Below are 15,340 nucleotides of genomic sequence, written 5' to 3' on the forward strand. Positions count from 1 at the left end.
GAGTTTAACGTGACAAAAATTTATGATGCAGCCAACTGGTCAAAACACGAAGACGATTTTACACAAATGTTTTACAACCAAAACGTCAAGCAATTCTGGCTTCCAGAGGAGATTTCCTTAAACGGGGATCTCTTAACATGGAAATATTTAGGTGAAAAAGAGCAGGATACGTACATGAAGGTACTGGCTGGACTGACGTTACTTGATACAGAACAAGGAAATACAGGAATGCCGATAGTGGCTGAACATGTGGACGGTCATCAGCGTAAAGCCGTGTTAAACTTTATGGCCATGATGGAAAATGCCGTGCATGCAAAATCATACTCAAATATCTTCATGACACTTGCACCGACTGAAACGATTAGTGAAGTATTTGAATGGGTCAAGAAAAATAAATTCTTGCAAAAGAAAGCAGATATGATTGTAGGTCTGTACCGTTCCATTCAAAAGGATGACCCGATTTCATTATTTAAAGCAATGGTTGCTTCAGTGTATTTAGAAAGCTTCCTATTCTATAGCGGCTTTTACTACCCGCTATATTTCTACGGTCAAGGAAAGCTCATGCAAAGTGGTGAAATCATTAACTTGATTTTGCGCGATGAGGCGATTCACGGTGTGTATGTTGGATTATTAGCACAAGAAATTTACAACAAACAAACACCTGAGGTGCAAAAAGAGCTTTATGATTTCTCTATCGATCTGCTTAATGAGCTTTATGAAAATGAACTTCATTACACTGAGGATATTTATGACCAAGTCAATTTATCGCATGATGTGAAAAAGTTCATTCGTTACAATGCCAATAAAGCGTTAATGAACCTTGGATTTGCCCCTTACTTTGAAGAAGAAGAGATCAACCCAATTGTATTGAACGGACTCAATACAAAAACAAAGTCACATGACTTCTTCTCAATGAAAGGGAACGGCTACAAAAAGGCAACAGTTGAGCCGTTAAAAGATGACGATTTCTTCTTTGGAGATGAATCATAATTAAAATGCAAAAGTCAAAACGCATCACTCGTTTTGGCTTTTTGCCATTTCTAACAATGTGTTACATACTGGAGGTTACCGAACATGGGAAAAATGGACGAAATGATTTTAGTTGCACCGCGCGCACGCGTGTTCCAAAATGAAACACTTGCGTTTAATGGTGTGAATAGTGAAGAGAAAACAATCAGCACCATTATGAAAGAAATCGAAGAGCACTTCGAGCAGATGCGAAGAGGCGATGCAGAAGAAAATCCTGACTTCAAACAGCCGATACCTTATGTCGTGATTAAGCGTGAGGACGAAGTGTATGTATATGAAAGACTTCAAGGCGGGGGAGAGACGCGCTTACATCATAAGTTATCTCTTGGCTTTGGGGGTCATATGAATTTCATTGAAGGAAAAAATTTTGCTGAGATTCTAAAAGAAAATACCGATCGTGAACTGGACGAGGAACTTTCGATTCAAGAGGAAGACAAACTTGAGATGAAAACCCTTGGACTCATTAATGATGATGACAACAGTGTCGGCCGTGTGCACATCGGACTGTTATCAGCCCTTGAATTATCGCCAGGTGCTCATGTAGAAGTAAAAGAAACAGATCAAATCTCAGGAAAATGGATGAAAGTAACAGATTTGAAAAAGCCTGAGTACTTCGATCGTCTTGAAACATGGTCTCAATTTGTCGTGAACATTTTAGCATAATTGGATAGACAACAAACCGGCTCTAAAGATGACTTGAGCCGGTTTGTTTTTTAGATTATTGAAAAACGAATGCGTCGTGACCGGCCTGCTTTAATCGAGCGACGAGGTCATCTGCATTTTGCTTTGAACGGAAAGCGCCAGCTTGGACTCGGTACATGCCGCTATCCAGTACGACCAGCGCTTCAAATCCTTTGGATCTGAGTGTAGCTGCTAGTTCATCTGCATTGGCTTTGACCTTGAAAGCCCCTGCTTGCACTTTATATAGGTTACTTGCTTTTTTTTTCAATTGAAGGGCTTTTTCTAATCCAGTGGCATGAGCACGAGCGATCCCTTGAAGGAAAGTAGCGTTACGGAGCTTATTAGCATCAGCTACCGTATCAATGAAACCGTTTTCAGTTAAAATGGCAGACATAGAAGTTTCCCGCAGAACGTGGAAGTTCGCCGTTTTCTTGCCGCGGTCGGCAAAATCAACGGAGCGGACAATCTCATCATGAAGGGCATTGCGATACGTGGTGGTTGGTGCTGAAACGCCAGGGTACACATAACTTTCAAAACCTGTGCCTCCGCCAGCATTAATATGAATAGACACGAAATAGTCAGCTCCCCAGCTGTTTGCCGCATTCGTACGCTGGGATAACGTGACGGATTGGTCAATTGAACGACTTAAGCGGACGGAAACCCCATCATATTCACTAATCAACATATCTCTCAGAAAAAGCGCAATTTGCAGTGTGCTATTTTTCTCCAAAAGTCCATTAGCAGCAGCTCCAGAATCTGTTCCTCCGTGGCCAGGATCAATAAAAATTTTCACCATCTATTCATCACCTCGTCTTTATTTTATGAGGAAATAGAAAAATTGCCTGTACAAAATGCGGAAATCATCGAGACTCTTTTCTGCACAATTTGTGATGAAAAAGCGCCATTTTTCTAAGAAAAAACAAATTGTTGGTTTGTCCGCCCGAAATGGATGAATACAATGGAAATAGCACATCATTTCCTGGGAAACCGCACAATCCCCTACAATAACCGGTATCTCGGGTCATTTTGACAGTAAACCGATGCTAGTGCGGGCGATTGTCACGATTACAGCTCCACCCGAATAGATTAAAGAGAGAAGAGCGAGAGGTGAATACGTTGGAGCGAGCTGTCACATATAAAAATAACGGCCAAATCAACATTATACTTAATGGACAGAAGCAAGTATTGGTTGATGCAGATTCAGAGGCAGAATACCTAGAGGCCTTGCAAAAAAATGAGGCCAAACACAGCATCTTACGAGAAATAGAACGAGAAATGAACAGCCTTGTCGGGATGGATGAAATGAAACGAAACATAAAAGAAATTTATGCTTGGATTTTTGTCAATCAAAAAAGACAAGAACAAGGATTAAAGGTAGGAAAACAAGCGCTTCATATGATGTTTAAAGGAAATCCTGGCACAGGGAAAACAACGGTTGCACGGCTTGTCGGGAAGCTTTTCTTTGAAATGAATGTTCTTTCAAAGGGGCACTTAATTGAAGCAGAACGAGGAGATCTGGTTGGAGAGTACATTGGACATACAGCTCAAAAAACAAGAGATTTGATTAAAAAATCACTAGGCGGCATTTTGTTCATCGATGAAGCCTATTCTCTTGCCCGCGGAGGAGAGAAGGATTTCGGGAAAGAAGCCATTGATACCCTTGTAAAACATATGGAGGATAAGCAGCATGAATTCATCCTCATCTTAGCTGGATACTCCAAGGAAATGGATCATTTTCTTTCTCTAAATCCTGGTCTGCAATCGAGATTTCCGATCAATATCAACTTCCCTGATTATACGGTCGATCAGCTGATGGATATTGCAAAACGAATGATGGCCGATCGGGAATATGTCTTTACCCAAGAGGCAGAATGGAAACTGCGAGACTATTTAATGCACATCAAGAGCACAACGAGTCCTGCTAAATTCAGCAACGGCCGTTTTGTGCGAAACACCATTGAAAAAGCGATTCGAACTCAGGCGATGAGGCTGCTTCTTGTGGATCATTATGATAAAAAAGACTTACTTACGATTAAAAGCCATGATCTGCAAATGAAAGAGGATACGCCTTCTTGAAATGGCGTATCCTTTTTGTAAAGAGACAAGAAATTAAACCTTCCGAATGGTGGTATACGTGTGGTGTGTTTGGTATGATGGTACTACTGAAACTTAAGTACAGAAAGGAAACAACTGACGTTGAATGAACATGAAATGATCGAAAAAGCGATCCTTGTCGGCTGTCAACTGCCGCATATAACGGATGAACGCTTTCAATATTCTATGGAAGAATTAGCTTCCTTAACCAAAACAGCTGGCGGTGAAGCTGTCAGCATCATGACGCAAAAAAGAAATAGACAAGACAGCGCGACTTACATCGGGAAAGGGAAAGTGGAAGAGCTTGTAGTGCTTTCCGACGAGTTAGACTGTGACGTTATTATTTTTAACGACGAGCTTTCGCCTAGCCAGTTAAAAGCTTTGGCGACTGCCTTAGATGTGAAAATTATTGACCGTACGCAATTGATTCTAGACATCTTTGCCAAAAGAGCCCGTACAAGAGAGGGGAAGCTGCAAATAGAGCTTGCCCAGCTTCAGTATGCCTTGCCGAGACTGAGCGGACAAGGGATCAGCCTTTCAAGACAAGGCGGCGGAATTGGCGCAAGAGGTCCAGGTGAAACAAAACTTGAAACAGACAGACGTCATATTCGAAACCGCATACACGAAATTCACGGACAACTGTCTGCAGTCAAAGAACATCGCACGAGATACCGGGAACGACGGAAGAAAAATGGCGTATTCCAAATCGCTATTGTCGGGTACACAAATGCCGGGAAATCAACATTGTTTAACCAGTTAACAGAAGCGGATAGCCATGAAGAAGATTTGCTGTTTGCCACACTTGATCCAATGACGCGTAAAATGACACTTGAATCTGGCTACAGTGTACTGATTTCCGATACAGTTGGTTTTATTCAAGACCTTCCAACCACACTGATTGCAGCATTTCGTTCCACTCTTGAAGAAGTAAAAGAAGCAGACTATTTGCTTCATGTGATCGATTCTTCGAATGAGGATTATGAAGGGCATGAACGAACGGTTCATAAGCTTTTAGAAGAATTAGAAGCTGACCGTATTCCGATGCTGACAGTCTATAACAAAAAAGACCAAATCCGGCCGGATTTTATCCCTTCCTCAAAGCAGCGCCATATTTTAATCAGTGCTAGGCGCGAGGAAGATGTGAAGCGGTTAAAAGCGGATATCATGGCTGAACTGAAAAAAGATTTTTTAAAGCCATATCATGTAAGGATTCCGGCATATGAAGGGAAACTCATATCTGCCTTAAAGTCAGAAACCTTGGTGGAATCACTGGAATTTCAAAAGGAAGCAGAGCTTTATGACATCACTGGATTTAGTGGTGAGGAGCAAACCATATTAGGACAAATCAAGAAGTATATGTTGTAGGAAAGGAATTAAATCACGATGTTTCACACTTTAAAACATGGCACCATTTTAGAAAAAATAGCAGCAGAAGCAGAACAAGACATTTCACAAATACATCAGCAAATTGATCGAAAGAGCGAACAAAATGAGTGGCGGGTTCTTGAAAGCTACCGGAAACATAAAGTCAGTGACTCTCATTTTAACCCGACAACTGGTTATGGTTACGATGATATGGGAAGAGACACGTTAGAAAAGATCTATGCGGATGTATTTGGAGGGGAAAGCGGTCTTGTACGCCCGCAGATCATTTCTGGAACACATGCCATTTCCATCGCCTTATTTGGTGTGCTAAGACCTGGTGATGAATTGATCTACATGACGGGGAAACCTTACGATACCCTAGAAGAGATTGTCGGGATTCGCGGCAAAGAAGGGACAGGCTCATTAAAAGATTTTCAGATCGATTACAAAGCCATTGATTTGAGTCAAGATGGATCTGTCGATTTCGACAAAGTCAAAGAATCTATTTCCCCAAAAACAAAAGTCATCGGGATTCAGCGTTCTAAAGGCTATGCGTCAAGACCATCCTTTACAATAGAAGAAATTGAACAAATGATTTCATTTGTGAAAGACATCAATGAGGACATCATTGTGTTTGTTGACAACTGTTATGGTGAATTTACTGAATTACAAGAGCCATGTCATGTGGGCGCAGACCTTATGGCAGGTTCTCTCATTAAAAACCCAGGCGGCGGCCTTGCCAAAACTGGCGGCTACATCGTCGGAAAAGAAAAATGGGTAGAGGCTTGCTCTTATCGAATGACATCTCCAGGCATCGGCAGTGAAGCGGGTGCATCGCTGTATGCGCTCCAGGAAATGTATCAAGGATTTTTCTTAGCACCGCATGTTGTTGCACAAAGTTTAAAAGGTGCCGTGTTTACAGCGCGTTTTCTTGAAAAACTCGGGTTCCAAACAAACCCGTCGTGGAATGCGAAAAGAACCGACTTGATTCAATCTGTAGAATTTGGAGACCCTAAAAAAATGATTGCATTTTGTCAGGCGATTCAATATGCATCACCGATTAACAGTCATGTCACACCGCATGCAAGCTATATGCCGGGATACGAGGACGATGTTATTATGGCAGCGGGCACATTTGTCCAAGGAGCCAGCATTGAATTATCAGCTGATGGTCCGATTAGACCGCCTTACACAGCCTATGTTCAGGGCGGTCTCACGTACGCCCATGTGAAAAATGCCATTTGCAGTGCTGTAGATGCCTTACTAGAGCAAGGTTTTATTGAAGTGCCTGCTCGATAAAAAAATCCATGTTAATATTCCTAACATTTCGTTGACACATAATATAACATGACATATAATAAATTTAAGCAAAGAGGAGGAGACAGTTGAGATGAGTGATAACATTCGCCGCTCAATGCCTTTATTCCCAATTGGGATTGTCATGCAGCTAACAGAATTATCTGCAAGACAAATTCGCTATTATGAGGAAAATGGTTTAGTATTTCCAGCGAGAAGTGATGGGAATCGCCGATTATTTTCTTTCCATGATGTTGATAAATTACTAGAAATCAAAAACCTCATCGAACAAGGTGTAAACATGGCAGGAATCAAAAAACTTTTTGCCAAAGCTGAGGCAGAAAATCCATCGTCTGAAACAAAGACAGAGGAGAAAACCACAGCGAAGCACAACTTGACAGATGATGAACTCAGGAAGCTACTGAAGAAGGAACTCATTCAGGCTGGACGTTTCCAACAAGGAACGACCTTTAGGCAGGGGGATATGTCAAGGTTCTTCCGTTAACCGATTAGCAAAAGCATTGCTATACACATTTTACCTTTTGTAGGGGAGGAGTTTTACGAAATGGCAAAGTACACAAGAGAAGATATCGTAAAATTAGTAAATGAGGAAAACGTAAAGTACATCCGTCTGCAATTTACAGACATTCTCGGAACAATTAAAAATGTTGAGATTCCTGTGAGCCAGTTAGAAAAAGCTCTCGATAACAAATGTATGTTTGATGGTTCATCTATTGAAGGGTTTGTACGTATTGAAGAATCAGATATGTACCTATATCCAGATCTAAACACGTTTGTTATTTTCCCTTGGACAGCAGAAAAAGGTAAAGTTGCACGCTTTATTTGTGATATTTATAAGCCAGACGGAACACCATTTGATGGAGACCCTCGTAACAACTTAAAGCGTATCTTAAAGGAAATGGAAGAACTAGGATTTAGTGATTTCAACCTTGGACCTGAGCCAGAATTCTTCTTATTTAAATTAGACGAAAAAGGCGAGCCAACGCTCGAACTAAACGATAAAGGTGGATACTTTGACCTTGCACCAACAGATTTAGGTGAAAACTGCCGCCGCGACATCGTGCTTGAGCTTGAAGAAATGGGCTTTGAAATTGAAGCTTCTCACCACGAAGTAGCACCTGGTCAGCATGAAATTGATTTCAAATATGCAGGCGCCATCCGTTCTTGTGATGACATTCAAACGTTCAAGCTTGTTGTGAAAACAATCGCTAGAAAGCACGGACTTCATGCGACATTCATGCCAAAACCATTGTTCGGTGTAAATGGATCTGGTATGCACTGTAACCTATCATTATTCAAAAATGGCAAAAACGCATTCTTTGATGAAAAAGCAGATTTACAATTAAGCGAGACGGCTAGACACTTTATCGCAGGTATTGTGAAGCACGCAACAAGCTTCACAGCGGTCACAAACCCAACGGTGAACTCTTACAAGCGTCTTGTACCTGGCTATGAAGCACCTTGCTACGTAGCATGGAGTGCACAAAACCGCAGCCCATTGATTCGTATTCCAGCATCACGCGGCATTAGCACACGTGTAGAAGTACGCAGTGTAGACCCATCTGCAAACCCATACCTTGCACTAAGTGTATTACTTGCAGCAGGTCTAGACGGAATCAAAAACAAACTAGACGCACCAGCGCCAATCGACAGAAACATCTATGTCATGGACAAAGAAGAGCGCCTTGAAAACGGCATCGCTGACTTACCTGCAACACTTGCAGAAGCACTTGAGCTGCTCAAGTCAAACGAAGTCATGATCAACGCACTAGGCGACCACTTATTCGAGCACTTCATCGAATCAAAAGAAATCGAATGGGATATGTTCCGCACCCAAGTACACCCATGGGAACGCGATCAGTATATGTCTCAGTATTAATATAGAAAACCCCTTGGAACCAATGGTTTCAGGGGGTTTTTATTTTTGTGGGTGTTTCTAATATTTCAAAATGAAGAAGCCTTCACCCACAATTCACCCACAAAAAAATGATAAAAAAATCACTCCATTATCTTGGAGATATACTCTTCATATTTATTCATTGAATCCAAGTCAATTTTTTTGCTGATATGAGAATAAATATCAGATGTTACTCTAATGCTTTTGTGGCCCAGTCGCTCTTGAACATATTTCATAGATGCCCCAGATTCTAAAAGTAAAACGGTGTGGGTGTGTCGAAGGGCATGGATAGGCATTTTCGGTAGACCTGCTTGTTTAAGTATACGTTCAAACGCATTGAATAAAGATGATTTCGGTAGGGGAGAACCATCTTTCCGTGAGAATACTAAATTCAAGTCATGCAGGTAAACATCATTAAGAACAAGTTTAGCGTCATTTTGACGTTTTTTTAAATCGTGTAGTTCATTAGCCAATTGTTGATCAATAGTTATGATCCGTTTTGATGTAAAGGTTTTTGGGTCACCGAATAGCTCGTTTTGATTTTTTGCTCTAAAATCAAGAGTTTTAGTTATACTTACTTTTTTATTCTTTAAATCAATATCTGTCCATTGTAAAGCTGCTGCTTCACCTTTTCGCATCCCAGTGCTCAACAAGGTTTTAAAGTATATATAATATATGTACCCATATTGATAAGCTGTACTTAGAAAAAGGGGTAGTTCATCACTGTTAATAAACTCTACGTTGTATTCTCTTTTCTTAGAAGTTTTAATCTCTATGCCTACACACGGATTTTTCTCGATTTTACCCAAAATAACTGCTTTTTCCATTGCGTTTCGCATGGTCCCATGAATAATCTCTACTGTTCGCTTACTATATTTTTTTTGATCACAAAGATAGTTAATGAATTTTTGATATAACATTGGTTTAATCTCTTTAATATCAATATCTTTGAAGTATGGAATAATGTGATTATGAATATTTCTTTTATGTAATTCTAAGGTGTTTTTCCGTACCGTTCCTTCTTTATAATCTTTTAGCCAATCTACAAGGTAAAGTTTTAGTAGGTAAGGGTAGTTCTCTAATTCAAATCCGTTAAAGATTTTTTTCTCTTCTTCAGCAGCAGCCATTTGAGCTTCTTTTTTTGTATTAAACCCACGTTTTGATTTTTCTTTAAACTTTTTTTGGATTGGATCTTTATAACGGATTCTAAATTCCCAAGATCCATTAGGGTGTTTTCTAAAACTTGCCAAGTTTATTCACTCCTCACTTTTATATTCAGCTCCCAGCATTTTTAAGAAACGTATGTTCGTTTTTTGTTCAAAAAAATATTGTGGTAATTTTGAACAAGCTCTTTAGGGATGCCATAATCATTGAATTCACAATGAGTTATGCTACCTTGTATGGAAGAAAACAGTAAATGCATAGCGAAAAAATTTGCTTCCATTTCAATTTTTTCAGTTGAAAAGAATGTGTTTCTTTTTAAGAATGGAGTATTAGAATTACTATGCAACAATGCATGGCCCAGTTCATGGGCGCATACAAAGCGGGCACATTTATCACTAACATTTTCATTAATATGAATGAATTTTGTACGAAAATGTTTGCTATAGTATCCTAGAGTCTTTCCCAAATCTTCATGAATTGTAATAATACCTAGCTTGTCGGCAATATAAAAAGGATTAGATGAATTAAATCTACTTTTTAATTTTGAAACAGTTTCAGCAATATCCCCCATGATTCACAATATCATTCCTTATCTATATTTTTTAGGAGTGTATTTTTGTTTTGCAATTTTCTTTGCTATTCTTAAAGTATTCTCAAGACTTGCGATTAAAAGCTCTTTATCCTCTTCATCCATGTCATCAAGAGTCTGTCCATCAAAGGCAGCATAACTATTTCCTTCAAGCCCATTTATAATTTTTTGTAATTCCTTTTGAATGTCTCTCTCATCTTTTTCCGTTAAATCAAAGCTTCTTTTAACCTCAGTGCGGCCTAAAAGGTAATCAGTTGACACGTCAAAATAATCCGCAATTTTTTGAAGTTTATCCGCCCCAGGAATTTGAGTTTTCAATCTGTATAATGTGTTTTTAGAATAGCCTAGAGATTTTTCTAATTCATTAATTGAAATTTTCCTTTCATTACACAACTCTTTCACTATGTCAAAAACCGTCATATTAACCATCCTTGTGAGCCAGCCAACCAATATTAAATTTTAAGCATAAAAACTGTTGATTATTTTATGCTTATAGTTTAATATTAGTGACATAAGCTAATTAGTTAGCTAAAAGACAATAAAAAATGCACCCAAATAAAATACACTTTCTGCGCTGGGGAGCAATGAAATGTACAGTTAACAGGCTTTTTAAGGTCTTATTTAGCTATGGATTCATATTAAACTATACGCATAAAAACGTCAACAAGATTTAGCTAATTAATTAGCTTCTCTTATTTTTGGAAGGAGGCAAATTGAATTATGTCGGCCATCGTAGCTGCCAAAGTCAAGTCAGAAATGTACAAACAGGGAATCACTCAGAAAGAGTTGGCTGAAATTCTCGGTGTTTCCTGTTCTTATATCAGTGATATCATCAACGGCAAAAAAACAGGGAAGAAAGCGCAAGAGCATGCTAAACACATCCGAAAGATTTTAGGGATCAAAGGAAGTGGTGAGTAAATGCTAACCTTTCAAATCGATCAAACTCTTTTAGAAGAAAAGGTAGCGAGGGAGCTGTCAAAACGCCTTGAACAAATAGAACACAGGGTTACATTTTGGGACACAAAAGAATTGTGTAAGCAAACAAACATGAGTCTCAACTTTATAAAAGAAACTTTTTTTTATGATCCAAGGTTCCCTAAATATCGAGTGGGTACAAAATGGCTTTTTCCCGCTAAAGAATGTGAACAGTTTTTAGTAACTTGGTTGAAAGAACAATCCAGGGGATAAAGCAGTTATTGGTGAAAACCGATGCCCATTTTTGGTGAAGCTTATAAAAGATCTTTAGGAGGATGAGATGAGAAAGCGAACTTCAGTTTTCAAGAGTATTGATCATGAAGGGATAACAGCTGAAATGATCTGTATTGAACAACTACAAAAAAGATTAATGAAAGCATTAGAGAGTGCTGATATAGATACGGCATTAGCAGCTCACAAAGATATTGCAAAATCATTAAATCAAATTCAGCATTACGAAAGCCAAGCTAAGGTTCATTTATTAAAACAGGCTGCGAGGATTACAAAAATCAAATATCCAAAATCACTAAAAAATAGATTGAGAGGATTGATCTAGATGAAGTATTTGTTCACAGCAAGTCGCTTAATGAAGGCGAAAGATATCGTGAAACAATGTCAGATGCGTCATACAGAGGAAGGGCTCATTTTATTAGCCGCTCTGGAATTACAGATCAGAACGGAAATAGAAAACAGAAAAAAGCAGCAAGCTCCGACACTTACTGCTTAAATCATTTCAAACCATGAATAACAAAATGATCGATCTCATTATAGCGTTATTTAGAGATCACGACAAGGCTTATTCTTGTCGTCCGGCTTGCGGATGGGACAGTGCACACCTACCCCCTCAAATCATGCTCCATCCGCGGTCGGACGATGCGAATAAGCATCAAATAATGTGTTAAGGAGGAAAGAAGTCTTGAGAACTAAACCAGTTATTAAACCTTTCAGTGAGAGACAGTCTGATCAGTTCTATCTATCACAAGTGAATGGATCAATTGTGATGACTAACAAAGGTAAGCCAATGTTCCAATTTCCTGATAAACAAGCCTTTGAGAAATTTCAACAGCTAAAGGCAGATGCGATCCGCTCAAAATTAGAGATTATTTGATGCTTACACCAAACAGAAGAGGAGGGAAAAAGATGAATATTGAGCATCCGATCATCACAGAGATTAATAGATATGGCTATCCAAAAGATATGGTGAGGCAAGAAGAACACTTTGGAATTGATTTTTATGGGTCAGAAATTTTGCTAGAAGATGACTATGTTGAGGATAAAAATTCGGGTGAATTGATCTTGCGAGAAAATCTAGAACGATATCTTGCAGAGGAACTTGATTTTGAATTTAAAACAGCAAAATAAAAGAGTTCACTCCCAACAAGTGAACTCTCATCTAAATAACCAGACACAGAATATGGTGTCAACCACTATTATAAGCAGGTTGGCACCTAAATTCAATGGGGGTTTCTTATATGAATGGATTGTCAAATGTTGATTACTCAAACTATATGGCAGCTTCACAGCCATCAGCAGGAACGTCAGTAACAACAGAAGCTATGGTTAGTCGGCAGGCACAGGAAGTACAAGCAGCTATGGTCATAGCAAAGAAGTTTCCAAGAGACGTATATGCTGCCTTTGAACGAATTAAGAAAGCATGTGAGCGTAGGCTATTAGCTGAGAATGCTGTCTATGAATATCCACGAGGTGGCACAAAGGTATCAGGTCCTTCAATTCGTCTGGCTGAAGCTCTGGCACAGAATTGGGGAAACATTGATTACGGAATCATGGAACTCGAACAAAAAGCTGGAGAATCTTCTGTAATGGCTTATGCATGGGATCTTGAAACCAATACTCGCCAGACCAAAATATTTACGGTAAAGCATGAACGAAAAGCAAAAGGCGCCATTACAAAGCTTAATGATCCAAGAGATATCTATGAACTGGTTGCAAACCAAGGGGCACGTCGAGTTCGTGCCTGCATTCTTGGAGTGATTCCAGGAGACATTGTTGATGCTGCAGTTGATATGTGTCAAAGAACACTTATTGATGGCCATAAAGAGCCTTTAGAAGATCGCTTAAGAAAAGCATTAACAACATTTAAAGCTGATTTTGGTGTTACGAAGGAAATGGTCGAGGAATATGTCGGTAGCAAATTAGATGCCTTTACTGAGCAAGATTATCTCAAAATAGGACGCATCTACACTTCTCTTCGTGATGGTATGGCCAAGAAAGAGGATTATTTCAATGTCAAAACTTCAGGTGTTACTAATGCCACAAAATCCAAAATCGAAGAAGAGTTTCTAAAGCAGCAGGAACAAAAAGAGAGTGATGTAAAGGCTGGTGAGCCAGCAAATGATGATGCCGACAATAAACAAGGAGAATTATTACTCTAACGAGATAGACCGAGTTTATATGTCAAATTCTCAATATAAGAGTTTCTTAGAGTGTGAGGCGGCTACAATGGCAAAACTCAACGGTGAATGGCAGCCGCCGTCCTCTGAAGCTCTTCTATTCGGACAATATGTTCATGCCTGGCTTGAAGGAGAGCAGGCCTTTGATGAATTTAAGATGAACACACCTGCTCTATTTACACAAAAGGGCCAATTGTATAAACAATATCAATTGGCTGATCTCATGATTGAAGCTATACAGAATGACGATTTATGCATGTTTGTTCTTCAAGGAGATAAAGAAGTGATTATCACAGGTAAGTTGTTCGGAGTACCTTGGAAAGGAAAACTCGATGTGTACAACCCTGCAGGTGGCCGCTTTGCTGATCTTAAAACGACTCGCTCTCTTAGAGAAAGAATATGGGATCAAGAGCTTGGCTATTGTTCATTTGTAGAAGCCTACGGATATATTGCTCAAATGGCTCTCTATGCGGAATTAGAAAGACAGGAAGCAGGACGTAGTGAATGGTTAGAGCCTTTGATTGTGGCCATATCAAAAGAAGATCCTCCAGATAAAGCAGTTATCAATATTGATGAGTCAAGGATGGAAATTGAGTTAGAAGATATAGAAAAAAACATGGAGCGGATCGTTCAGGTTAAGCATGGTGGAGAAAGACCGAGAAGATGTGAAAAGTGTAAGTATTGTCGATCTACAAATCGTCTTAACCGCATCATCCATTTTTCTGAACTGGTGAACAGCTAGTGAGGGAGAAGCTAATCATTAAAGTTCCTATTCCGTTTGTGTATCTGTCTTTATCTAAATCAAGTCGTAATCAAGCTGCGTTATTTAGAGCGTATGTAAAGGGTTATATCCAAAGAAATGAGCCAGGTCTTACTTTTATTAGGATCAGTGGAATGTACGCTCTATGTGAGGTTGAAAGGCCTTAATTTGACGTTGATGGAGAGGAGGAAGTTATTTGTCTACTGGATGGGTAAAGTTACACCGAAAAATATTAGAACACGAATTATGGAATGACGTGACTACCTTTAGACTGTTCACTTTATTAGTTATGAGAGCAAGTCATCAAGATGGCTTCAAAATGAATGGAATTGTATTAAATAAGGGCCAGTACATAAGATCGTACTCAAAACTATGTGAGGACCTCGCTTATAAAGAAGGAAGAGGGCTAAAAAGGCTGTCTAAAAGTACAATTATGCGTTCAATTAAGAAACTTGTTACGAACAACATCATCACTGTTAGCGAAACGGAACTAGGAACACTGTTCACCATTGTGAAATACGAGTCGTATCAAGAGTTTTCAAGTGATCTCGAAACAGAATCCAGAACGGAAGAAGAACCTATCGCAGAACGAAGACGGAACGAAAGCGGTACGAAGTCGGAACTATATCAAGAATTAAAGAATTTAAGAATTAAAGAAGAAGAGGAAGAAGAAAAGAGAGCCTCAGTAGAAAATGATCTAACTCCTTTCCAGCAAATCGAAGAAAAGTACTTATCACGAAAAGGTGGGTTGATGTTAACGCCAAAAGATTCAGCTGCCATTGAAAGGATTCTCAAGGAGCGAATCCCACTTGAAGACATATTGGTGTGGATCGACGAGGTATTCGATCAATATCAACCAAAGCATAGAGCAGACAGTATTAAATCTTTTGTATACCTGGAATCAGCGATTCTTGATCGGTGGCATGCACAGCAGCATCAACATCAGCCTCTTAAAAACAATGTTTCTGAATTTAAGCCAAAGCAGCATAGGCAAAGTAATTTAGACGCACTGGCTCAATACGCAAAAGAAAATGGGATTAAATTTGGAGGAGGTTGAT

20 protein-coding genes are annotated in these 15,340 nt (G+C 39.3%); 16 read left to right on the forward strand and 4 right to left on the reverse strand.

The window, feature by feature from the left end; all coding sequences use genetic code 11:
• Positions 1 to 9: 9 nt before the first annotated feature.
• Both nrdF and NSQ64_RS09475 read left to right on the forward strand, forming a co-directional pair.
• Positions 10 to 990 (forward strand): class 1b ribonucleoside-diphosphate reductase subunit beta, encoded by a 981-nt coding sequence (gene nrdF / locus NSQ64_RS09470; protein WP_268439854.1) that lies wholly within the window; start codon positions 10 to 12, stop codon positions 988 to 990.
• 84 nt (positions 991 to 1,074) lie between these two features.
• Positions 1,075 to 1,692 carry a hypothetical protein gene (locus tag NSQ64_RS09475; RefSeq protein WP_058213759.1) on the forward strand — a complete coding sequence of 206 codons (618 nt, stop codon included), beginning with the start codon at positions 1,075 to 1,077 and terminating at the stop codon, positions 1,690 to 1,692.
• 55 nt (positions 1,693 to 1,747) lie between these two features.
• On the opposite strand, the gene NSQ64_RS09480 is transcribed toward NSQ64_RS09475, so the two are convergent.
• Entirely contained in the window at positions 1,748 to 2,506 is a 759-nt protein-coding gene (locus tag NSQ64_RS09480; RefSeq protein ID WP_341016124.1) for an N-acetylmuramoyl-L-alanine amidase, read from the reverse strand.
• Positions 2,507 to 2,826: 320 nt separating this feature from the next.
• Between NSQ64_RS09480 and spoVK the strand changes: the two genes are divergently transcribed.
• The 5 genes from spoVK to glnA all read left to right on the forward strand — a co-directional run bounded on the left by spoVK (position 2,827) and on the right by glnA (position 8,365).
• Positions 2,827 to 3,786, forward strand: a complete 960-nt coding sequence (gene spoVK, locus NSQ64_RS09485) for a stage V sporulation protein K (protein WP_008344008.1) — start codon at positions 2,827 to 2,829, stop codon at positions 3,784 to 3,786.
• A 120-nt stretch (positions 3,787 to 3,906) separates the two neighbouring features.
• The gene (gene hflX / locus NSQ64_RS09490; RefSeq protein ID WP_341016127.1) at positions 3,907 to 5,169 is read left to right on the forward strand and encodes a GTPase HflX; all 1,263 of its coding nucleotides are present in this window, start codon (positions 3,907 to 3,909) and stop codon (positions 5,167 to 5,169) included.
• A gap of 18 nt (positions 5,170 to 5,187) precedes the next feature.
• Positions 5,188 to 6,468: a methionine gamma-lyase family protein gene (locus NSQ64_RS09495; RefSeq protein ID WP_341016129.1), complete on the forward strand. Its 1,281-nt coding sequence runs from the start codon at positions 5,188 to 5,190 to the stop codon at positions 6,466 to 6,468.
• Positions 6,469 to 6,559: 91 nt separating this feature from the next.
• Positions 6,560 to 6,970 (forward strand): MerR family transcriptional regulator, encoded by a 411-nt coding sequence (locus NSQ64_RS09500; RefSeq protein WP_007499423.1) that lies wholly within the window; start codon positions 6,560 to 6,562, stop codon positions 6,968 to 6,970.
• Positions 6,971 to 7,030: 60 nt separating this feature from the next.
• Entirely contained in the window at positions 7,031 to 8,365 is a 1,335-nt protein-coding gene (gene glnA, locus NSQ64_RS09505; RefSeq protein WP_007499421.1) for a type I glutamate--ammonia ligase, read from the forward strand.
• A 119-nt stretch (positions 8,366 to 8,484) separates the two neighbouring features.
• Here the strand turns inward: glnA and NSQ64_RS09510 are convergent, their stop codons facing one another.
• Genes NSQ64_RS09510 through NSQ64_RS09520 form a run of 3 tightly spaced genes read right to left on the reverse strand, consistent with a single transcriptional unit; the run spans position 8,485 to position 10,556 of the window.
• Complete coding sequence (locus NSQ64_RS09510) at positions 8,485 to 9,633, reverse strand: tyrosine-type recombinase/integrase (protein ID WP_341016131.1); 1,149 nt, start codon at positions 9,631 to 9,633, stop codon at positions 8,485 to 8,487.
• A 41-nt stretch (positions 9,634 to 9,674) separates the two neighbouring features.
• Positions 9,675 to 10,118, reverse strand: a complete 444-nt coding sequence (locus NSQ64_RS09515) for an ImmA/IrrE family metallo-endopeptidase (protein WP_335365787.1) — start codon at positions 10,116 to 10,118, stop codon at positions 9,675 to 9,677.
• Positions 10,119 to 10,136: 18 nt separating this feature from the next.
• Positions 10,137 to 10,556, reverse strand: a complete 420-nt coding sequence (locus tag NSQ64_RS09520; RefSeq protein WP_119124874.1) for a helix-turn-helix domain-containing protein — start codon at positions 10,554 to 10,556, stop codon at positions 10,137 to 10,139.
• Positions 10,557 to 10,856: 300 nt separating this feature from the next.
• Between NSQ64_RS09520 and NSQ64_RS09525 the strand changes: the two genes are divergently transcribed.
• From NSQ64_RS09525 to NSQ64_RS09560, 9 genes are all read left to right on the forward strand, one after another.
• The gene (locus NSQ64_RS09525; RefSeq protein ID WP_119124875.1) at positions 10,857 to 11,054 is read left to right on the forward strand and encodes a helix-turn-helix transcriptional regulator; all 198 of its coding nucleotides are present in this window, start codon (positions 10,857 to 10,859) and stop codon (positions 11,052 to 11,054) included.
• The gene (locus NSQ64_RS20965; RefSeq protein ID WP_445684642.1) at positions 11,055 to 11,324 is read left to right on the forward strand and encodes a group-specific protein; all 270 of its coding nucleotides are present in this window, start codon (positions 11,055 to 11,057) and stop codon (positions 11,322 to 11,324) included. It begins immediately after the preceding gene.
• Between the two features lie 67 nt (positions 11,325 to 11,391).
• Entirely contained in the window at positions 11,392 to 11,667 is a 276-nt protein-coding gene (locus tag NSQ64_RS09530) for a hypothetical protein (RefSeq protein ID WP_341016137.1), read from the forward strand.
• Positions 11,668 to 11,838 carry a hypothetical protein gene (locus NSQ64_RS09535; protein WP_155267116.1) on the forward strand — a complete coding sequence of 57 codons (171 nt, stop codon included), beginning with the start codon at positions 11,668 to 11,670 and terminating at the stop codon, positions 11,836 to 11,838.
• A gap of 189 nt (positions 11,839 to 12,027) precedes the next feature.
• A complete protein-coding gene (locus NSQ64_RS09540) occupies positions 12,028 to 12,219 on the forward strand; it encodes a hypothetical protein (protein ID WP_340959341.1) in 192 nt (63 codons plus the stop codon).
• Positions 12,220 to 12,251: 32 nt separating this feature from the next.
• Entirely contained in the window at positions 12,252 to 12,473 is a 222-nt protein-coding gene (locus NSQ64_RS09545; protein WP_025092875.1) for a YqaI family protein, read from the forward strand.
• A gap of 110 nt (positions 12,474 to 12,583) precedes the next feature.
• Positions 12,584 to 13,504, forward strand: coding sequence for a hypothetical protein (locus tag NSQ64_RS09550; RefSeq protein ID WP_341016140.1), 921 nt, complete (start codon positions 12,584 to 12,586; stop codon positions 13,502 to 13,504).
• A complete protein-coding gene (locus tag NSQ64_RS09555) occupies positions 13,464 to 14,264 on the forward strand; it encodes a PD-(D/E)XK nuclease-like domain-containing protein (protein WP_341016142.1) in 801 nt (266 codons plus the stop codon). The genes NSQ64_RS09550 and NSQ64_RS09555 overlap by 41 nt, the downstream gene beginning before the upstream one ends.
• A 214-nt stretch (positions 14,265 to 14,478) precedes the next feature.
• Entirely contained in the window at positions 14,479 to 15,339 is an 861-nt protein-coding gene (locus NSQ64_RS09560) for a hypothetical protein (protein WP_341016144.1), read from the forward strand.
• Position 15,340: the final 1 nt, after the last annotated feature.

Origin of the sequence: Bacillus sp. FSL W8-0183, from assembly GCF_038006825.1 — a bacterium.
Lineage (GTDB): Bacteria > Bacillota > Bacilli > Bacillales > Bacillaceae > Bacillus > Bacillus altitudinis.